Source organism: Roseinatronobacter sp. (genome assembly GCF_051859525.1).
Lineage (GTDB): Bacteria > Pseudomonadota > Alphaproteobacteria > Rhodobacterales > Rhodobacteraceae > Roseinatronobacter.
Genome location: NZ_JBHYFM010000016.1, coordinates 24,076 through 37,133, shown reverse-complemented (window position 1 = coordinate 37,133; position 13,058 = coordinate 24,076). Strand labels below are relative to the sequence as shown.

15 protein-coding genes are annotated in these 13,058 nt (G+C 61.0%); 4 read left to right on the top strand and 11 right to left on the bottom strand.

Going from position 1 to position 13,058, the window contains the following annotated elements; translation table 11 throughout:
• Window positions 1-7 precede the first annotated feature (7 nt).
• The 4 genes from ACTIE1_RS12095 (at window position 8) to ACTIE1_RS12080 (ending at window position 3,774) form a co-directional block, all read left to right on the top strand.
• Entirely contained in the window at window positions 8-892 is an 885-nt protein-coding gene (locus ACTIE1_RS12095; RefSeq protein ID WP_439562579.1) for a DUF1932 domain-containing protein, read from the top strand.
• Complete coding sequence (locus tag ACTIE1_RS12090; protein ID WP_439562580.1) at window positions 889-2,085, top strand: LysR family transcriptional regulator; 1,197 nt, start codon at window positions 889-891, stop codon at window positions 2,083-2,085. The genes ACTIE1_RS12095 and ACTIE1_RS12090 overlap by 4 nt, the downstream gene beginning before the upstream one ends.
• A 139-nt stretch (window positions 2,086-2,224) precedes the next feature.
• Window positions 2,225-3,055: a cobalamin B12-binding domain-containing protein gene (locus tag ACTIE1_RS12085; RefSeq protein ID WP_439562581.1), complete on the top strand. Its 831-nt coding sequence runs from the start codon at window positions 2,225-2,227 to the stop codon at window positions 3,053-3,055.
• Window positions 3,052-3,774 (top strand): hypothetical protein, encoded by a 723-nt coding sequence (locus ACTIE1_RS12080; protein ID WP_439562582.1) that lies wholly within the window; start codon window positions 3,052-3,054, stop codon window positions 3,772-3,774. The genes ACTIE1_RS12085 and ACTIE1_RS12080 overlap by 4 nt, the downstream gene beginning before the upstream one ends.
• Before the next feature lie 159 nt (window positions 3,775-3,933).
• On the opposite strand, the gene ACTIE1_RS12075 is transcribed toward ACTIE1_RS12080, so the two are convergent.
• From ACTIE1_RS12075 to bchL, 11 genes are all read right to left on the bottom strand, one after another.
• On the bottom strand, window positions 3,934-4,416 hold the full coding sequence (locus ACTIE1_RS12075) for a c-type cytochrome (protein ID WP_439562583.1): 483 nt from the start codon (window positions 4,414-4,416) through the stop codon (window positions 3,934-3,936).
• 75 nt (window positions 4,417-4,491) lie between these two features.
• Window positions 4,492-5,703, bottom strand: a complete 1,212-nt coding sequence (gene hemA, locus ACTIE1_RS12070) for a 5-aminolevulinate synthase (protein WP_439562584.1) — start codon at window positions 5,701-5,703, stop codon at window positions 4,492-4,494.
• A 14-nt stretch (window positions 5,704-5,717) separates the two neighbouring features.
• A complete protein-coding gene (puhE, locus tag ACTIE1_RS12065; RefSeq protein ID WP_439562585.1) occupies window positions 5,718-6,518 on the bottom strand; it encodes a putative photosynthetic complex assembly protein PuhE in 801 nt (266 codons plus the stop codon).
• Window positions 6,519-6,581: 63 nt separating this feature from the next.
• Entirely contained in the window at window positions 6,582-7,634 is a 1,053-nt protein-coding gene (gene acsF / locus ACTIE1_RS12060) for a magnesium-protoporphyrin IX monomethyl ester (oxidative) cyclase (RefSeq protein WP_439562640.1), read from the bottom strand.
• 38 nt (window positions 7,635-7,672) lie between these two features.
• A complete protein-coding gene (locus tag ACTIE1_RS12055) occupies window positions 7,673-7,969 on the bottom strand; it encodes a hypothetical protein (protein ID WP_439562586.1) in 297 nt (98 codons plus the stop codon).
• A gap of 25 nt (window positions 7,970-7,994) precedes the next feature.
• Entirely contained in the window at window positions 7,995-8,474 is a 480-nt protein-coding gene (gene puhC, locus ACTIE1_RS12050) for a photosynthetic complex assembly protein PuhC (RefSeq protein WP_439562587.1), read from the bottom strand.
• A 12-nt stretch (window positions 8,475-8,486) separates the two neighbouring features.
• On the bottom strand, window positions 8,487-9,128 hold the full coding sequence (gene puhB / locus ACTIE1_RS12045) for a photosynthetic complex putative assembly protein PuhB (RefSeq protein ID WP_439562588.1): 642 nt from the start codon (window positions 9,126-9,128) through the stop codon (window positions 8,487-8,489).
• Window positions 9,129-9,170: 42 nt separating this feature from the next.
• Window positions 9,171-9,965, bottom strand: a complete 795-nt coding sequence (gene puhA, locus ACTIE1_RS12040; RefSeq protein WP_439562589.1) for a photosynthetic reaction center subunit H — start codon at window positions 9,963-9,965, stop codon at window positions 9,171-9,173.
• A gap of 19 nt (window positions 9,966-9,984) precedes the next feature.
• Window positions 9,985-11,421, bottom strand: a complete 1,437-nt coding sequence (locus tag ACTIE1_RS12035) for a PucC family protein (RefSeq protein WP_439562590.1) — start codon at window positions 11,419-11,421, stop codon at window positions 9,985-9,987.
• A complete protein-coding gene (gene bchM, locus ACTIE1_RS12030; protein WP_439562591.1) occupies window positions 11,418-12,095 on the bottom strand; it encodes a magnesium protoporphyrin IX methyltransferase in 678 nt (225 codons plus the stop codon). Before bchM ends, ACTIE1_RS12035 begins: the two co-directional genes overlap by 4 nt.
• A complete protein-coding gene (gene bchL / locus ACTIE1_RS12025) occupies window positions 12,095-12,991 on the bottom strand; it encodes a ferredoxin:protochlorophyllide reductase (ATP-dependent) iron-sulfur ATP-binding protein (protein WP_439562592.1) in 897 nt (298 codons plus the stop codon). The genes bchM and bchL overlap by 1 nt, the downstream gene beginning before the upstream one ends.
• Window positions 12,992-13,058: the final 67 nt, after the last annotated feature.

Here is a 13,058-nt window from a genome sequence, read left to right as displayed (position 1 = left end):
AGACATGATGAGTGAATTCACCCTGTCCGATCCCGTCGCATTCATCGGTTTTGGCGAGGCGGCGGGCGCTTTCGTCACCGGCTGGGCTGCTGCACGTCCGGCAACACTTTCGGCGTTCGATGTCAAAACACACCAGCCTGCGCAGCGGCCCGCGATGCAGGCACGATATGACCGTCACGACATTGCCGGTGCAGATGGTCCCGCAGGTGCCCTGCATGGTGCCGCGCTGGTTTTCAGTCTGGTCACTGCTGATCAGGCGCTGGATGCGGCAGCGGATGCGGCTGCGCATATTGGTGCAGGCGCGTTGTGGCTGGATTGCAATTCCTGCGCGCCCGATACCAAGATTCAGGCGGCGCAAATCATCGAGGCCGCGGGCGGGCGCTATGTCGATGTGGCCATTATGGCGCCTGTCCACCCCAAGCGTCACCTTGTGCCAATGCTGGTATCCGGCCCGCATGCGGACAGCGCCATACGGGCGCTGCAAGCGCTGTCCATGCGCCCGCAACTGGCAGGGGATCGCGTGGGTCAGGCGTCATCCATCAAGATGCTGCGCTCGGTCATGATCAAGGGTATGGAGGCGCTGAGCGCCGAGTGCTTTCTGGCAGCACGGCGCGCGGGGGTGGAAGAACAGGTGCTTGCCTCGCTTGAAGGGTCGGACCCCGATATCAACTGGCGTGCAAGGGCAAGCTATAATCTGGAACGGATGGCGGTGCATGGGGGCAGGCGGGCGTCTGAAATGCGCGAAGTCGCCGCAACAGTGTCCGCGCTGGGCGTGCCCAACGCCATGAGCGCGGCCAGCGCGCACTGGCAGGACAGCGTTGCCGGATTGGGCGTCGACCCCGGACCGGATGATCTTGCCCTGCGTCTTGACCGGATACTGGCGGCGCTATGATCGCGCATAACCTTCGGCATTTGCGGGTTTTCCTTGCGGTTGCGGAACTGCATTCGCCCACAGGGGCCGCGCAGCGCTGCAGTGTGTCGCAACCCGCCGTGACACAATCCCTGAACAAGCTGGAACGCGATATGGGCGGCGCGTTGTTCCAGCGCACGCGGCAGGGCTTCTTCCTGACGGCGCGGGGCCGCACATTCGAGGCCCGCATTCGCCGCGCGATGGAGAAGCTGGACGCCGCGCTGCACGATGTTGCGGCGCGGCTGATTGTGACCGCCACCTTTTCGCAGCTTCAGGCCCTTGTCGCGATGAGCGAGGCGCAGAATTTCACACTGGCTGCGCATAACATGGGCCTTGCACAGCCGACAGTGCACCGCGCCGTCACGCAGATTGAACAATCCGCGGGCCGGACCCTGTTCGAGCGCACGTCCTTCGGGATGGTGGCAACGCGCCCCTGCCGCAAACTGGCACAGGCCGCGCGGCTGGCCTTTGCAGAGTTTGAGCAGGCGCAGGCCGATATCGCCGAATTTGACGGCCGTGACGTGGGCCATATTGTTGTCGGCGCGCTTCCCCTGTCGCGTTCGGTCGTGCTGCCTGATGCGATTGCGCGGTTTCGCGCGCAACGCCCGGGGCACCGTATCAAGATATTTGACGGCCCTTATGGCGAAATGCTGGCCGGTCTGCGCCGTGGTGATATTGATGTTATCATTGGTGCCCTGCGCGACCCGCTGCCGATTGGCGATGTGGTGCAGGAACAGCTTTTCATGGACCGTCTGGCATTCTTGTGCAGTCCGGCCCACCCGCTGGCGGGGACAGATGCACCCCCGCTTGCGGAACTGGCGCGCTATGGCTGGGTTGTCCCGCGCGCAGGCGTTCCTGCGCGCGCGCAATTTGACGCCTTGTTCCATGATCAGGGCCTGCCTGTGCCTGACAGTATCGTCGAATGCGGGTCCATATTGTTGATGCGCGAATTGTTGAATCGCAGCGCGCTGCTGGGGTGTATATCAGCCCATCAATCCGAGGCCGAGGTGTCGCGCGGGCTGCTGGCACGGCTGCACACGGGACTTGAAACGCCGGGGCGCGCGATTGGACTGACCTACCGCGCGGATTGGGTGCCGACGGCGGCGCAGGACCAGTTTCTGAAATTCCTGCGGGATGCGGCGCAGCATGGTGCCGGTGCGGGTGTTCCAAACTGACCGGAATTGCGGCACAGGAAGGAAATGTTGCTTAACATGGCGTCACGCGGCTAGACTGTCCCGCAATCGGGCAGGGGTTTGGGTTCTGTGTCCGGTGCACTACGTCTGGTCTTTGGTGTCAAACAGGGTGGCATGCGAATTGGACAAGGGATTGTATCAGGGCTGTAGTTCCTGGCTGGTCCAGGGTTTGGAAGCGCTGGGGCGTGATATTGGTGCGCGGATGGGCAGGTTGAACACCGCCGCACCCTTGCAGGGGACGGCCTTGCATTCTGTCAGGCCGGGGCAGGTGCGTGTTCCTGTCGATGAGCTGCATATGGCCTTGCTGAAGGGCGAATATGCAAATGCATTGCAAATATGCCGCGCCTTCAGGTCGGCGCAACGCCATGACCGGTCGGCAGTGTATGGCCGTTTGTTGCTGCCCGTTATCGCGCAGCTTGGTCGCGACTGGAGTGAGGACCGCGCCGGATTCGAGCAGATCGCCTTCGCCTACAGTCTGATGCACCGGATTATCGAGACATTGGGCGCTGCTGATACCCCGAAGGTGCGGAACGGGGGGGCATTGCATCTTGGGCATGTTGTTGTGGTTGTAGCACCCGGCGACACGCATGAATTCGGCGCGCGGGTGCTGGTCAAACATCTGGAACTGCGGGGCTGGGATGTCACATTTGTTGACGGGTCCAGCACCGGAAGGGTGACACCCCTTTTGCAGGCGGGTCCGGTTGACGCAGTCGCCATTTCAGTCAGCACCGATAGTGCTTTCATGGGATTGGCCGATCTGATAGGGGAATGGCGGTGTGTAGACTCGGCCCAACACACCGAAGTGATTGTCGGGGGCGCTGCAATTATGCCACCCTATGATCATTACAGGTTCTTGCAAGCCGATAAAGTCGGGTTGCACATAGATGAGATGTCAGAGCATTTGCTAAGCCAAATGACGCATGGCCGATACGGCAGATGGAGTTTGTCATGACCACCCCCCCCCAGCATGATGTAAACACCTTCGCGCGATTAACCCCGTCAGTGCTGGGTCAGATTGTATTGGCCGCAAGTGATCTTTGTCTGTTTGTTTCTGCCGAAAACAGGGTCGACACTGTTCTGCGCGGGGGCGCGCTGGAAGACAGTATCGGGGCCGGTTGGGTCGGACAGCAACTGCGCAGTGTCGTCAGCCATGACGTGTGGCACAAGCTGGATCTGCTGTGGTCCGATCAGGGCGACGCGGCATCTGTCTGGCGGCACCTGAACTTTATCGACGATCAGGGTGCCACGGAAATACCCCTGCTGGTGCGCAGGATTGCGGCCGATTATGGCAGTTCGGTCCTTGTGTGTCGTGATCTTCGGCCCGTGGTCCGGATGCAGCAAAAATTCAGTCATGCCATGCTGGAGATGGAACAATCCTTCGAGGATACGCGCTGGAAGCAACATCTGGTTTCAGCCGAATCCGGCAAGCCGGTGACACGGGGCGCCGCGCCCAAAGCGCGTGCCAATGTCGCGATGGAAGAAGCGATCACGAATATCGGGCAAATCCCGTTGTCGGAAATCATTGCACAGACCGGCCGTGTGCTGGAAGATTTGTGCATTCGTCAGGCGTTCGAGCATTGCGATTACGACCTGTCGAAAACCGCCGACATGCTGGGCATAAGTTCGGATGAACTGGCCAGCCGGTTTGCCTTTGAAACCAAGCGGGCCTGAAACAGTAATATAAGCCCCCGATGCACGATTGCCGCCGCGTGTTTCCCGTTCTGCAATGGCGTTCAAGATAAGGCCGCAGTCACCGGAATGACCGCGGACTTTGGCATTTTTCAGGATCACGGGATTGCGCAAACCCGGCATGGGTTTGCGCAATCACTGTCACCCTTCGCTTTCTTCAGTGCCTTCTTCATCTGCATCACCATCCTCGACTTCGGAAAATTGGGTCAGGAAGGCAATGATATCGCGCGCCGTATCCTCATCACGGACACGGAATGACATCTGGCTGCGGGCGCGACGCTCATCAAGGGTTTCGCGCAGGAATGTGTTGGGGTCCAGAAGATAGGGGACAAGGTCGTCTTCGTTCCAGACCAGTCCTGCCTCTCCGGCCTCGACCAGTGACGCGCCATAGCGGAACCCCTCAATCGTTCCTGCCTGACGTCCGATAACGCCGTACAGGTTCGGACCAGTGCGCATATTCGGGCGCCCCGCCAGAACCTCGCCTGCCTCATTTGTGACGTTGTGGCAGTTCTGGCACTGGCTGGTGAAGGCGGATTCACCTGCTGCAGGGTCCCCTGCAAATGCCGGAAAGGCCGTCATGGCAAATGCCATGGCACCGAAGGTTGCGTAGCTTAATCTGGTCATCGTGGGGTCCTCCCGATTTGGAATTTGGTTTTTTTGCTTACGTACTAATACGCGCAGACGACGCTGCCGGATCAATCAGGCAACGGCATGTGATATGGCGCATTGCTTCCACAGCGCAGCCAGCGCCATTACCAGATGGTCGATATCTGCATCGCTGTGCATGGGGCCGGGGGTTATGCGCAGACGTTCGGTTCCTTTGGGCACCGTGGGGTAGTTGATGGGCTGCACATAGATGCCCCAGTCCTGCATCAGGATGTCCGAGATCATCCGGCATTTGACCGGATCACCAATCATTACGGGAATGATGTGGCTGTCATTGGCCATATGCGGAATGCCTTGCGCATCCAGCCTTGCGCGCAACCGTGCCACGCGGTCGCGCTGTGCCGCGCGTTCGATGCCAGAGTGTTTCAGGTGCCGCACCGATGCCGTTGCCGCCGCCGCAACTGCGGGCGGCAATGCGGTGGTGAAAATGAACCCGCTGGCGAATGACCGGATGAAGTCGCACAGCGCCGTCGATCCGGTGATATAGCCGCCGACAACGCCATATGCCTTGCCCAATGTCCCTTCAATCAGGGTAATACGATGGGCCAGCCCCTCGCGTTCGGAAATGCCGCCGCCCCGCGCCCCATACATGCCCACGGCATGCACCTCGTCCAAATAGGTCATGGCCCCATGCGCTTCGGCCACTTCGACAATCTCGCGCATTGGGGCAATGTCGCCATCCATGGAGTAGACGGATTCAAACGCCACAATCTTGGGTCTGTCGCCCACGGCCTTTAGCTTGCGGTCCAGATCGCGCCAGTCGTTATGTTTCCAGATGACCTTGTCGGCGCGCGAATGCCGGATGCCCTCAATCATGGACGCATGGTTCTTTTCATCCGACAATATGACGGCGTCAGGGATTTTCGTGCCCAGCGTCGACAGCGCCGCCCAGTTCGACACATAGCCGGATGTGAACAGCAATGCGGCTTCCTTGCCATGAAGCTGCGCCAGTTCTTCTTCCAGAACGCGGTGCAAATGGGTGTTGCCGGAAATATTGCGCGTGCCGCCCGCGCCTGTCCCGCATCTGCCAATCGCATCAACCATGGCTCCCATCACGTCAGGATGCAGGCCCATGCACAGATAGTCATTTGAACACCAGACCGTCACCTCGTCGATATCATCGCCGTTGAAATGCCGGACCTTCGGAAAGGCGCCGCATTGACGTTCGACTTCGGCAAAGACGCGGTAGTTTCCTTCTGTCCGAAGGGTGTCGAGTGCGGTTTTGAAATGACGGTCAAAATTCATAGGTGTCCCCTCGGTCATATTTTGGGTTTTTGGGCGTCAGGTGCCGGAAGCATCCAGCGCCAGAGTTTGTCGTCACGCACCCGCCAGACCATGAACCAGTGTTCCAGCAGGGCAAGGGCGGCAAGCATGGACAAAAGCGTGAAGCCGATAATCCTGCCATCATCGCCCATGGCATTTGCATGCCACAGGCGGGCCAGAAAATAGCCGGTGCCGATCGTCAGAATTGTGACCGACAGCGGGAAGAAACCGCTGACGGGGCTTTGGCGGAAATAGCTGGACAAATGTTCCAGCGGGCGCGGCAGGAAATCCGTGTTGATGCGCGGAACACCCAGAAACAGGTTCAGTTTCGCGGAAATACGCGCCGCAAACAGCACAAGAAATGTCCAGAATGCAAACGGGTTCACCCTGTCATAGGTGGCAATGGCAAGGGCCAGAAAAATCGCGGCCAGTGCCAGTTCATGGAAGGCCACAGTGCGGAACGCGGCCGAAAACCGCGCCATTGGCCCCAGCCCCATCGGACAGGGGCGGGTGTTCGGGCCGGTAATGATGCCCGACAAGAAGGCCAGTTCCACCCAGCCCCACAGCGCCAGCGCCGACAGGAACGCGAACCAGACGCCTTGCGGGCTGCCGTCATCAAGGGTGCCATTCACGCCCAGCACCCCGCCCACCAGCAGCGGCACCGACAGGATGACCGACCATAAATGCTGGTCCGGTCCGCCCCTGTCTGCCGCATGCACGCGCCACAGCAGCAGCCCTGTGGTGGACCACCACAGAAACAATGCGGCAAGTGCGGCAATCCAGGGGGTTTCAAACATGGGCGGCTCCCGCCGGTCAGGGGTCAGGGGTAAGGGTGCCGGATCAGGCCCGACACCACGGGGTCAGTATGCCGGTTCCATCCGAACCGAAGCGGGCGGCGTGGTCTTGCGCACGGGGATCAGATACAATGACGCAAACGCGCGCGCGGCCTGTGCCGTGCCTGCCAGTTTGCGCAACTGTCCGGCCAGCCCGCCTTGTTTTGCGCCCGCGTCCATCTTGCGGAATGCCGCTTCCATACGGCGCAGATTGGGCAGCCAGCGCGGGTGGTCGATATCCACTTCTATCGGGAACACCTGCCGCGCGATGGCAGATGTCTTGCGGAACACTTCCTGATCATACCATTCGATATCGACACCAAGCGCCTTGTGGAATTCTGGCCGCGCATGGTCGCGCACATACATCGTGGAATACACCGCAGTCAGAAAGAAGCGTATCCACAGCTTGTTGACGAAACTTTCCGTCAGTTTGGGGTCCGTGCGCATCAGCAGGGCGAAGGCCTCGCCATGGCTGAATTCATCATTGCACCATTCGCGGAACCACTTGAAAATCGGGTGGAAGCGCTTGTCGGGGTTTGCTTCCAGATGGCGGTAGATGGTGATGTAGCGCGCATAGCCGATCTTTTCTGACAGATAGGTGGCGTAATAGATGAATTTGGGCCGGAAATAGGTGTATTTCTTGGCCTTGGTCAAAAAGCCCAGATTGACCGCAACCCCCGCTTCGCGCAGTGCGTCGTTGATGAAACCTGCATGGCGGGCCTCGTCGCGGGCCATGTAGTTGAACAGCTCGCAGATGTCCTTGTTGGTGCCGCGGCGTTTCATTTCCTTATACAGCACACATCCCGAAAATTCGGCCGTGCAGGACGACACCAGAAAGTCGATGAACTCGCGCTTCAGGCCCGGTTCCATTCCGTCCCAGTCGATCTGGTCCCAGTCAGCGTTTTTCTTGAAATGGCCCTTGTTGGGGTCCGACTTCATCTGGCCGATCAGAATGTCCCATTCTTCGCGCACGGGGCTTACGTCGATACGGTCCATTTCGTCAAAATCGGTTGTGTAGAAACGCGGGTTCAGCAGGGTGGATTCCTGCGCCATGGCATCCGTGTCGAAACGGTCGCCCATTTCAGCGGCAAGTTCGTCATGTGTGGTGGCATGCATGTTCATACGCTCATCTCCTCTGAGAACGAGAATTCACAGAGTTCCATGAATTCAAAATCACCCGTCAGACGCGTCCAAAGCCGTTCCAGCGCGTTCGCGCGCGTGATGGTGGCCATCCGGTCCTCGATGATCAGTTCACCCCATGCCGCCAGAACGGGCGGGCCCTGGACCTGCACTTCGTCGCCGGGGTGAATGATGGACCCGTCATTGAAACGCACATGCGCGTGCAGCGCCTCAAAACGGTGGCTGACTTCGACAGTGCAGGGCACTTTTTCGACTTTCCGAGAGAAGAGTGACATTTGATTTTCCCTTATTTGGTGTTTTTTAGTTTTGCAGTGTTGTCAGCAGCCGTTCGAACGCGGCCTTGTTATCTGCACCGAACACATCCAGTTCGACGCGGTAATTTGTGTGGTCGTCAATCGCGCTAAGGCGTCCATTCTCGAACGCGACAATGCGCAGCGGCAGGGCGGGGTCTATGCCATGGCGGCGGCGCGCGGTTTGCAGGCCGTTCTGAACCACAGTGACAAAGCCGCCATGATCCAGCCGGTCGATATGCGTGCCATCAGCGGCTTGCACCGTGACCGCCTGCGCATCGCCCGCGACAAGGCGCAACTGCCATTCCTGCACTGCCGCGCCATTATCGGGAATCGCCGCAGGGGGGCGCCCCGACAGCGCGGCCATGGTCACCAGTGCCAGTGTCAGCAAGGCCAGCGCGAACATGGCACGCACCAGCCCCACGGGGATCATGTCGTTATTGTCTTCGCGCTTGAACGCAGGGGAGAAGGGTTCGGGACTGTGTGTCATGGCGTGTTTCCTTTATTCCGCTGCGACAAGGGTGCCAGCGGGCGCAGGCGTGCGGCGTTCCACGACAGGTTGCGACACGCGCGCCTCGGCGGCATCTGCCAGCAGCTTGGCCACGCGCGCCGCATCAGGAATGCAGCGCAAGGCAGGCTTGGTCACGCGCACATGGCCGGGGCGGCAATGCGGCCACAGCACAAGATATGAAAACTTCGTCTCGCCCAGTGTTTCCAGCGCGACTGTGCCGGTGCCGGATTTGCGCAGGTCCAGATTGGCCTGCGCGACCTGACGAAACGGCAGGTTCAGCGTGACCGTCAGCGCGGCCCCGATCCGCATGGCCACGCGCGCGGTCGTGACGGTATAGACCGTGCTGCGCGCTTGCACGACGGCCAGCACCAGCACCACCGCGACCGCGAGCGCCCATAGCAGCGCATAGGGCAGCCCGAAGGCAAACGCCCCCGCGGCCCCCGCATCTGCGGCGCCAACACCTGCACGCCACAGCACGATCAGCGCAAAATAGGCGTTGATCCAGTTCAGCTTATAGGCTTCGCGCGCCAGCGCGAATGTGTCGGGCCGGCCCTGCCACAGAATGTGCTCATGCTCTGGTGGACGCTCTGGCAAGCCCTTCACGGGTTCAAAGGCGAAATCATCATGTGACATGGACCGGTTCCTTGTTTTTATAGGGCTATTCGTGGCGCACCCTTATGCGGGTTGCGCCATGATCTTCTTGAACGCCGACCATTGCGTCATGCGCTTGTCGCTGGTGTACAGGTACCCCCCCGCCACGAAGCCGGAGATCTTGTCTTCTTCCAGCTTGGTGACCTGCGCATCAGACGCGATGACGGGAATATCCTTGAAACTCTCGGAATCCAGCGCATTGACGATGACGCGGTTTTGCTTGATGCGCACCATCGCCATGGGCACCAGCCGTTTGCCGCCATCCTCAAGCGTCACTTCCAGATAGCGCACCATCTGTTCGGGAATATCCACCCACATGTCACTGACAACGCCCGGTGATTTCATGTCATGGCACATGATTTTCAGCCCGCGCGGATCGCGCCCTGCGGCAACGGCAAAATCACCGACCTTGGCCATGGGCTGGATCTTGGCATGGCCGTGCCCGTCCAGTTCCGGCTCGTCGCGGCGCATGGCATAGGCGGCGGGGCCGACACCGTCCTTCATGGCGTCCCCCGTGGGGGCAAAAGGAAAGCCGCCGGAAACCGCGGTGGGTGCCAGCGCCAGTTCGCGGGCCTCGCGCTCCGCATTGGGGGCTGCGTAGGTTCCACGCCCGTGTGGCAGGGTGAATGTTTTGGGTTCGGGCACGGACAGCAGCGAATTCGCGTGACTGCCGTCATCGTTTTCCAGCGGGTAGCCTTCGCGCATATTCTCGCGCTGGATGTAATAGATCAGCCCGGCAAAGAAGATCCAGAACATGTAAAGCGATACAAGCGCCAGATCGAAATTGCCGAAGAATATCCAGCCATAAGGGGTATCCATTAGTCAATCCTCCGATATGTCAGGTCGGGAAATCGGCAAGGCCGATCCGCGATCTGCGGGTTTGGGACGTGTCAACAATGCGGGTGCGCACCAGCGGGCCCAGAATGACAAGCGTCAGGAAAAGCAGTCCAATCTCGATGTGGTAAACAACCGAATAGCCGATGTCGGGCGTCATCAGGCCCGCGCCCAGATGGCCCGCATTGGCCAGCCCCTGAACACTGTCGCGAATGCCGCCGCCAAGCGCCACGGCCAGCCCGGCGGCGGTGGCCTGCGCCGCCCCCCACGCGCCAAGCGCCAGCCCGCCGCCCACGACACCGCGCTTGGGCATGTCCATCGCGGCGGTCAGCGTGGCCACGGCAAACAACCCCATGCCAAGGCCAATTCCGAAGGCCCCGCCATAAAACAGCCCGCCAGACCCGATGGGGGCGGCAAAAATCACGGCGGAGAACGCCACAATGCCAAACAGGATGCCGCGCGCGGCCATCCGGAACTGGTCCACCCCCCGCGCCAGCCAGCGCGCCGCCAGCCAGAAACCCAGCAGCGCCCCACAGGCCCATACGGCCGTCAGGGTGGTTGTGGCCGCAACCGACAGGCCCATGATCTCGCCGCCATAGGGTTCCAGCAGCACATCTTGCATATTGAAGGCCAGACCGCCCACAAACACCACTGCCAGCAGACGCCCGGCCTGCCCGCCACCCACATAATCGGCCCATGCCTCGCGGAAGCTGGGACGGGGGGCTGCGCGTTCCTCGCGCGTCATGGGCCGCACTTTTTCCTGCTTCCACAATGCAATGATGTTCAGCGCCAGTGTCGCCACCGCACAGCCCTGCACCACGCGGATCAGTTGCAATTCGCTGAAATCGCGTAGCAGCCAGCCCACGATCAGCGCCGAAACCGCCATGCCCGCAAGGAAGGTTACATATAACAGCGCCACCACACGCGGGCGGGTTTGCGCGTCTGCGCGGTCTGCGGCCAATGCGATGCCTGCGGTCTGGGTCATGTGCAGGCCCAGCCCTGTCATCAGGAACGCCAGCGCTGCCAGCACCTCGCCTGCGAAGGGCACGTCATGGACATTGTCACCCGACAGCACGATCAGCGCGAAAGGCATGACCGCCAGCCCGCCGAATTGCCACAAGCTGCCGAACCACAGGAACGGAATGCGCTTCCAGCCAATCGCCGACCGGTAGGTGTCGGACTTGAACCCCAGCAGCGCGCGGAACGGCGCAATCAGCACCGGCAGGGCAATCATGATCGCCACAAGGCTTGCGGCCAGCGACATTTCCACAATCATCACGCGGTTCAACGTGCCCAGCAGCAGGACCGTGGCCATCCCCACCGACACCTGAAACAGGCTCAGGCGCAGGATCTGGCGCAGCGGCAACCCTTCGGACGCGGCATCGGCAAAGGGCAGCCAGTTGGCGTTCAGCGTGCGGAACATGGATTTCGGGATGATCATGGCGCCACCCTCAGGCATTCCGAGATATAGAACCCCCGCGACACCCGCCCGACGCGGGCCAGTCCGGCCACATTCATACGCCGCCAGTCATGGGGTATCATGCTGGGGGACCGGTCGGCACGCGGCAGCATCCGGCCCATATGCCACATGGCCATCAGCAACGGCGTGCGCGGGGCTACAGTGAACACCACCGAACCGGCCCGCGCCGACAGCGCGTCTAACGCGCCCTCCAGATCGGGGCGGGTGTAGTAAATAAGGCTGTCCATGGCGATGACATGGTCAAACCGCCCAAGATTTCCCGCCAGCATGTCGCCCGCGCGAAACGCCACACGGCCCGCCAGCGCCTCGGGCAGGCGGGCGCGTGCGATCTCGACCAGCTTTGGCGAAATATCGATCGCGGTCACATCCGCCCCGCGTGCGGCCAGTTCCGCAGTTGCAGCCCCCGTGCCGCAGCCCGCATCCAGCACCCGCGCCCCGCGCAGGTCGTCCGGCAATTGCGCCAGAATCAGCGCGCGCATCGCGTCGCGCCCCTCGCGCACAGTCTGGCGAATCCGCGACACCGGCATGTCCGAGGTCAGCCTCTCCCAGACCCGCGTTGCAGTGGCGTCAAAATACTGCTCGACCCGCGCGCGGGTGTCATCATAACTGGACGGGGGCGGGGTCAGATCGCGCATCAGTCAAATCCCAGCAACTCGAATATATCGCGGTCGGGCATCGGGTCGGGGCTCAGCGCGTCTGTGCCCGTATACAGCGCATGCGCCAGCCGTATATATTCGGCACGACAGGCCAGAACATCCTCGTCCGGGTCCATCTCGAACAGGGTTTTCTTCTTCAGACGGCTTCTGCGAATGGCGTCGATATCGGGCATATGGCCAATGCGCTTGAACCCCACACGGTCGCAAAACCGGTCCACCTCGTCAGTGTCGCGCGACCGGTTGGCAATGCAGCCGGCCAGCCGCACCTTGTAATTGGCCGATTTGGCCTGCACGGCGGCAATGATGCGGTTCATCGCATAGATGCTGTCGAAATCATTGGCGGTGACAATCACCGCCTTGTCGGCATGTTGCAGGGGCGCTGCAAACCCGCCGCAAACCACATCGCCCAACACGTCGAAAATCACCACATCCGTGTCTTCCAGCAAATGGTGCTGCTTCAGCAATTTGACCGTCTGGCCCACAACATAGCCCCCGCAGCCGGTGCCCGCAGGCGGGCCGCCCGCCTCCACACACATCACCCCGCCCCAGCCTTCGGTGACGAAATCCTCGGCGCGCAGTTCTTCGGGGTGGAAATCCACCTCTTTCAGAATGTCGATAACGGTGGGCTGCAACCGGCCCGTCAGGGTGAATGTGCTGTCATGTTTCGGGTCGCAGCCAATCTGCAACACGCGCTTGCCCATTGCGGCAAAGGCGGCGGACAGGTTGGAACTGGTCGTCGATTTGCCGATCCCCCCCTTGCCATATACGGAAAACACCATCGCGCCCTCGATGCGCGCGGCCTCGTCCTGATGCACCTGAACCGAACCCTCGCCGTCCAGCCCTCTCAGTTGCGGTATGTCATCTCTGGGGCTCATGGCGTTCTTCCTTCATTCTGGTAAAAATATCCCGGGGGGTGGCGGCGCAGCCGCCGGGGGGCTGGCC

Coding starts and splice junctions, on each gene's coding strand:
- ACTIE1_RS12080 (WP_439562582.1), top strand. CDS start 3,052: ATGACCACCCCCCCCCAGCATGATGTAAACACCTTCGCGCGATTAACC.
- puhB (WP_439562588.1), bottom strand. CDS start 9,128: ATGTCACATGATGATTTCGCCTTTGAACCCGTGAAGGGCTTGCCAGAG.
- puhC (WP_439562587.1), bottom strand. CDS start 8,474: ATGACACACAGTCCCGAACCCTTCTCCCCTGCGTTCAAGCGCGAAGAC.
- puhA (WP_439562589.1), bottom strand. CDS start 9,965: ATGGATACCCCTTATGGCTGGATATTCTTCGGCAATTTCGATCTGGCG.
- ACTIE1_RS12095 (WP_439562579.1), top strand. CDS start 8: ATGAGTGAATTCACCCTGTCCGATCCCGTCGCATTCATCGGTTTTGGC.
- ACTIE1_RS12075 (WP_439562583.1), bottom strand. CDS start 4,416: ATGACCAGATTAAGCTACGCAACCTTCGGTGCCATGGCATTTGCCATG.
- bchM (WP_439562591.1), bottom strand. CDS start 12,095: ATGCGCGATCTGACCCCGCCCCCGTCCAGTTATGATGACACCCGCGCG.
- ACTIE1_RS12035 (WP_439562590.1), bottom strand. CDS start 11,421: ATGATCATCCCGAAATCCATGTTCCGCACGCTGAACGCCAACTGGCTG.
- hemA (WP_439562584.1), bottom strand. CDS start 5,703: ATGAATTTTGACCGTCATTTCAAAACCGCACTCGACACCCTTCGGACA.
- puhE (WP_439562585.1), bottom strand. CDS start 6,518: ATGTTTGAAACCCCCTGGATTGCCGCACTTGCCGCATTGTTTCTGTGG.
- ACTIE1_RS12090 (WP_439562580.1), top strand. CDS start 889: ATGATCGCGCATAACCTTCGGCATTTGCGGGTTTTCCTTGCGGTTGCG.
- ACTIE1_RS12055 (WP_439562586.1), bottom strand. CDS start 7,969: ATGTCACTCTTCTCTCGGAAAGTCGAAAAAGTGCCCTGCACTGTCGAA.
- bchL (WP_439562592.1), bottom strand. CDS start 12,991: ATGAGCCCCAGAGATGACATACCGCAACTGAGAGGGCTGGACGGCGAG.
- acsF (WP_439562640.1), bottom strand. CDS start 7,634: ATGGGCGACCGTTTCGACACGGATGCCATGGCGCAGGAATCCACCCTG.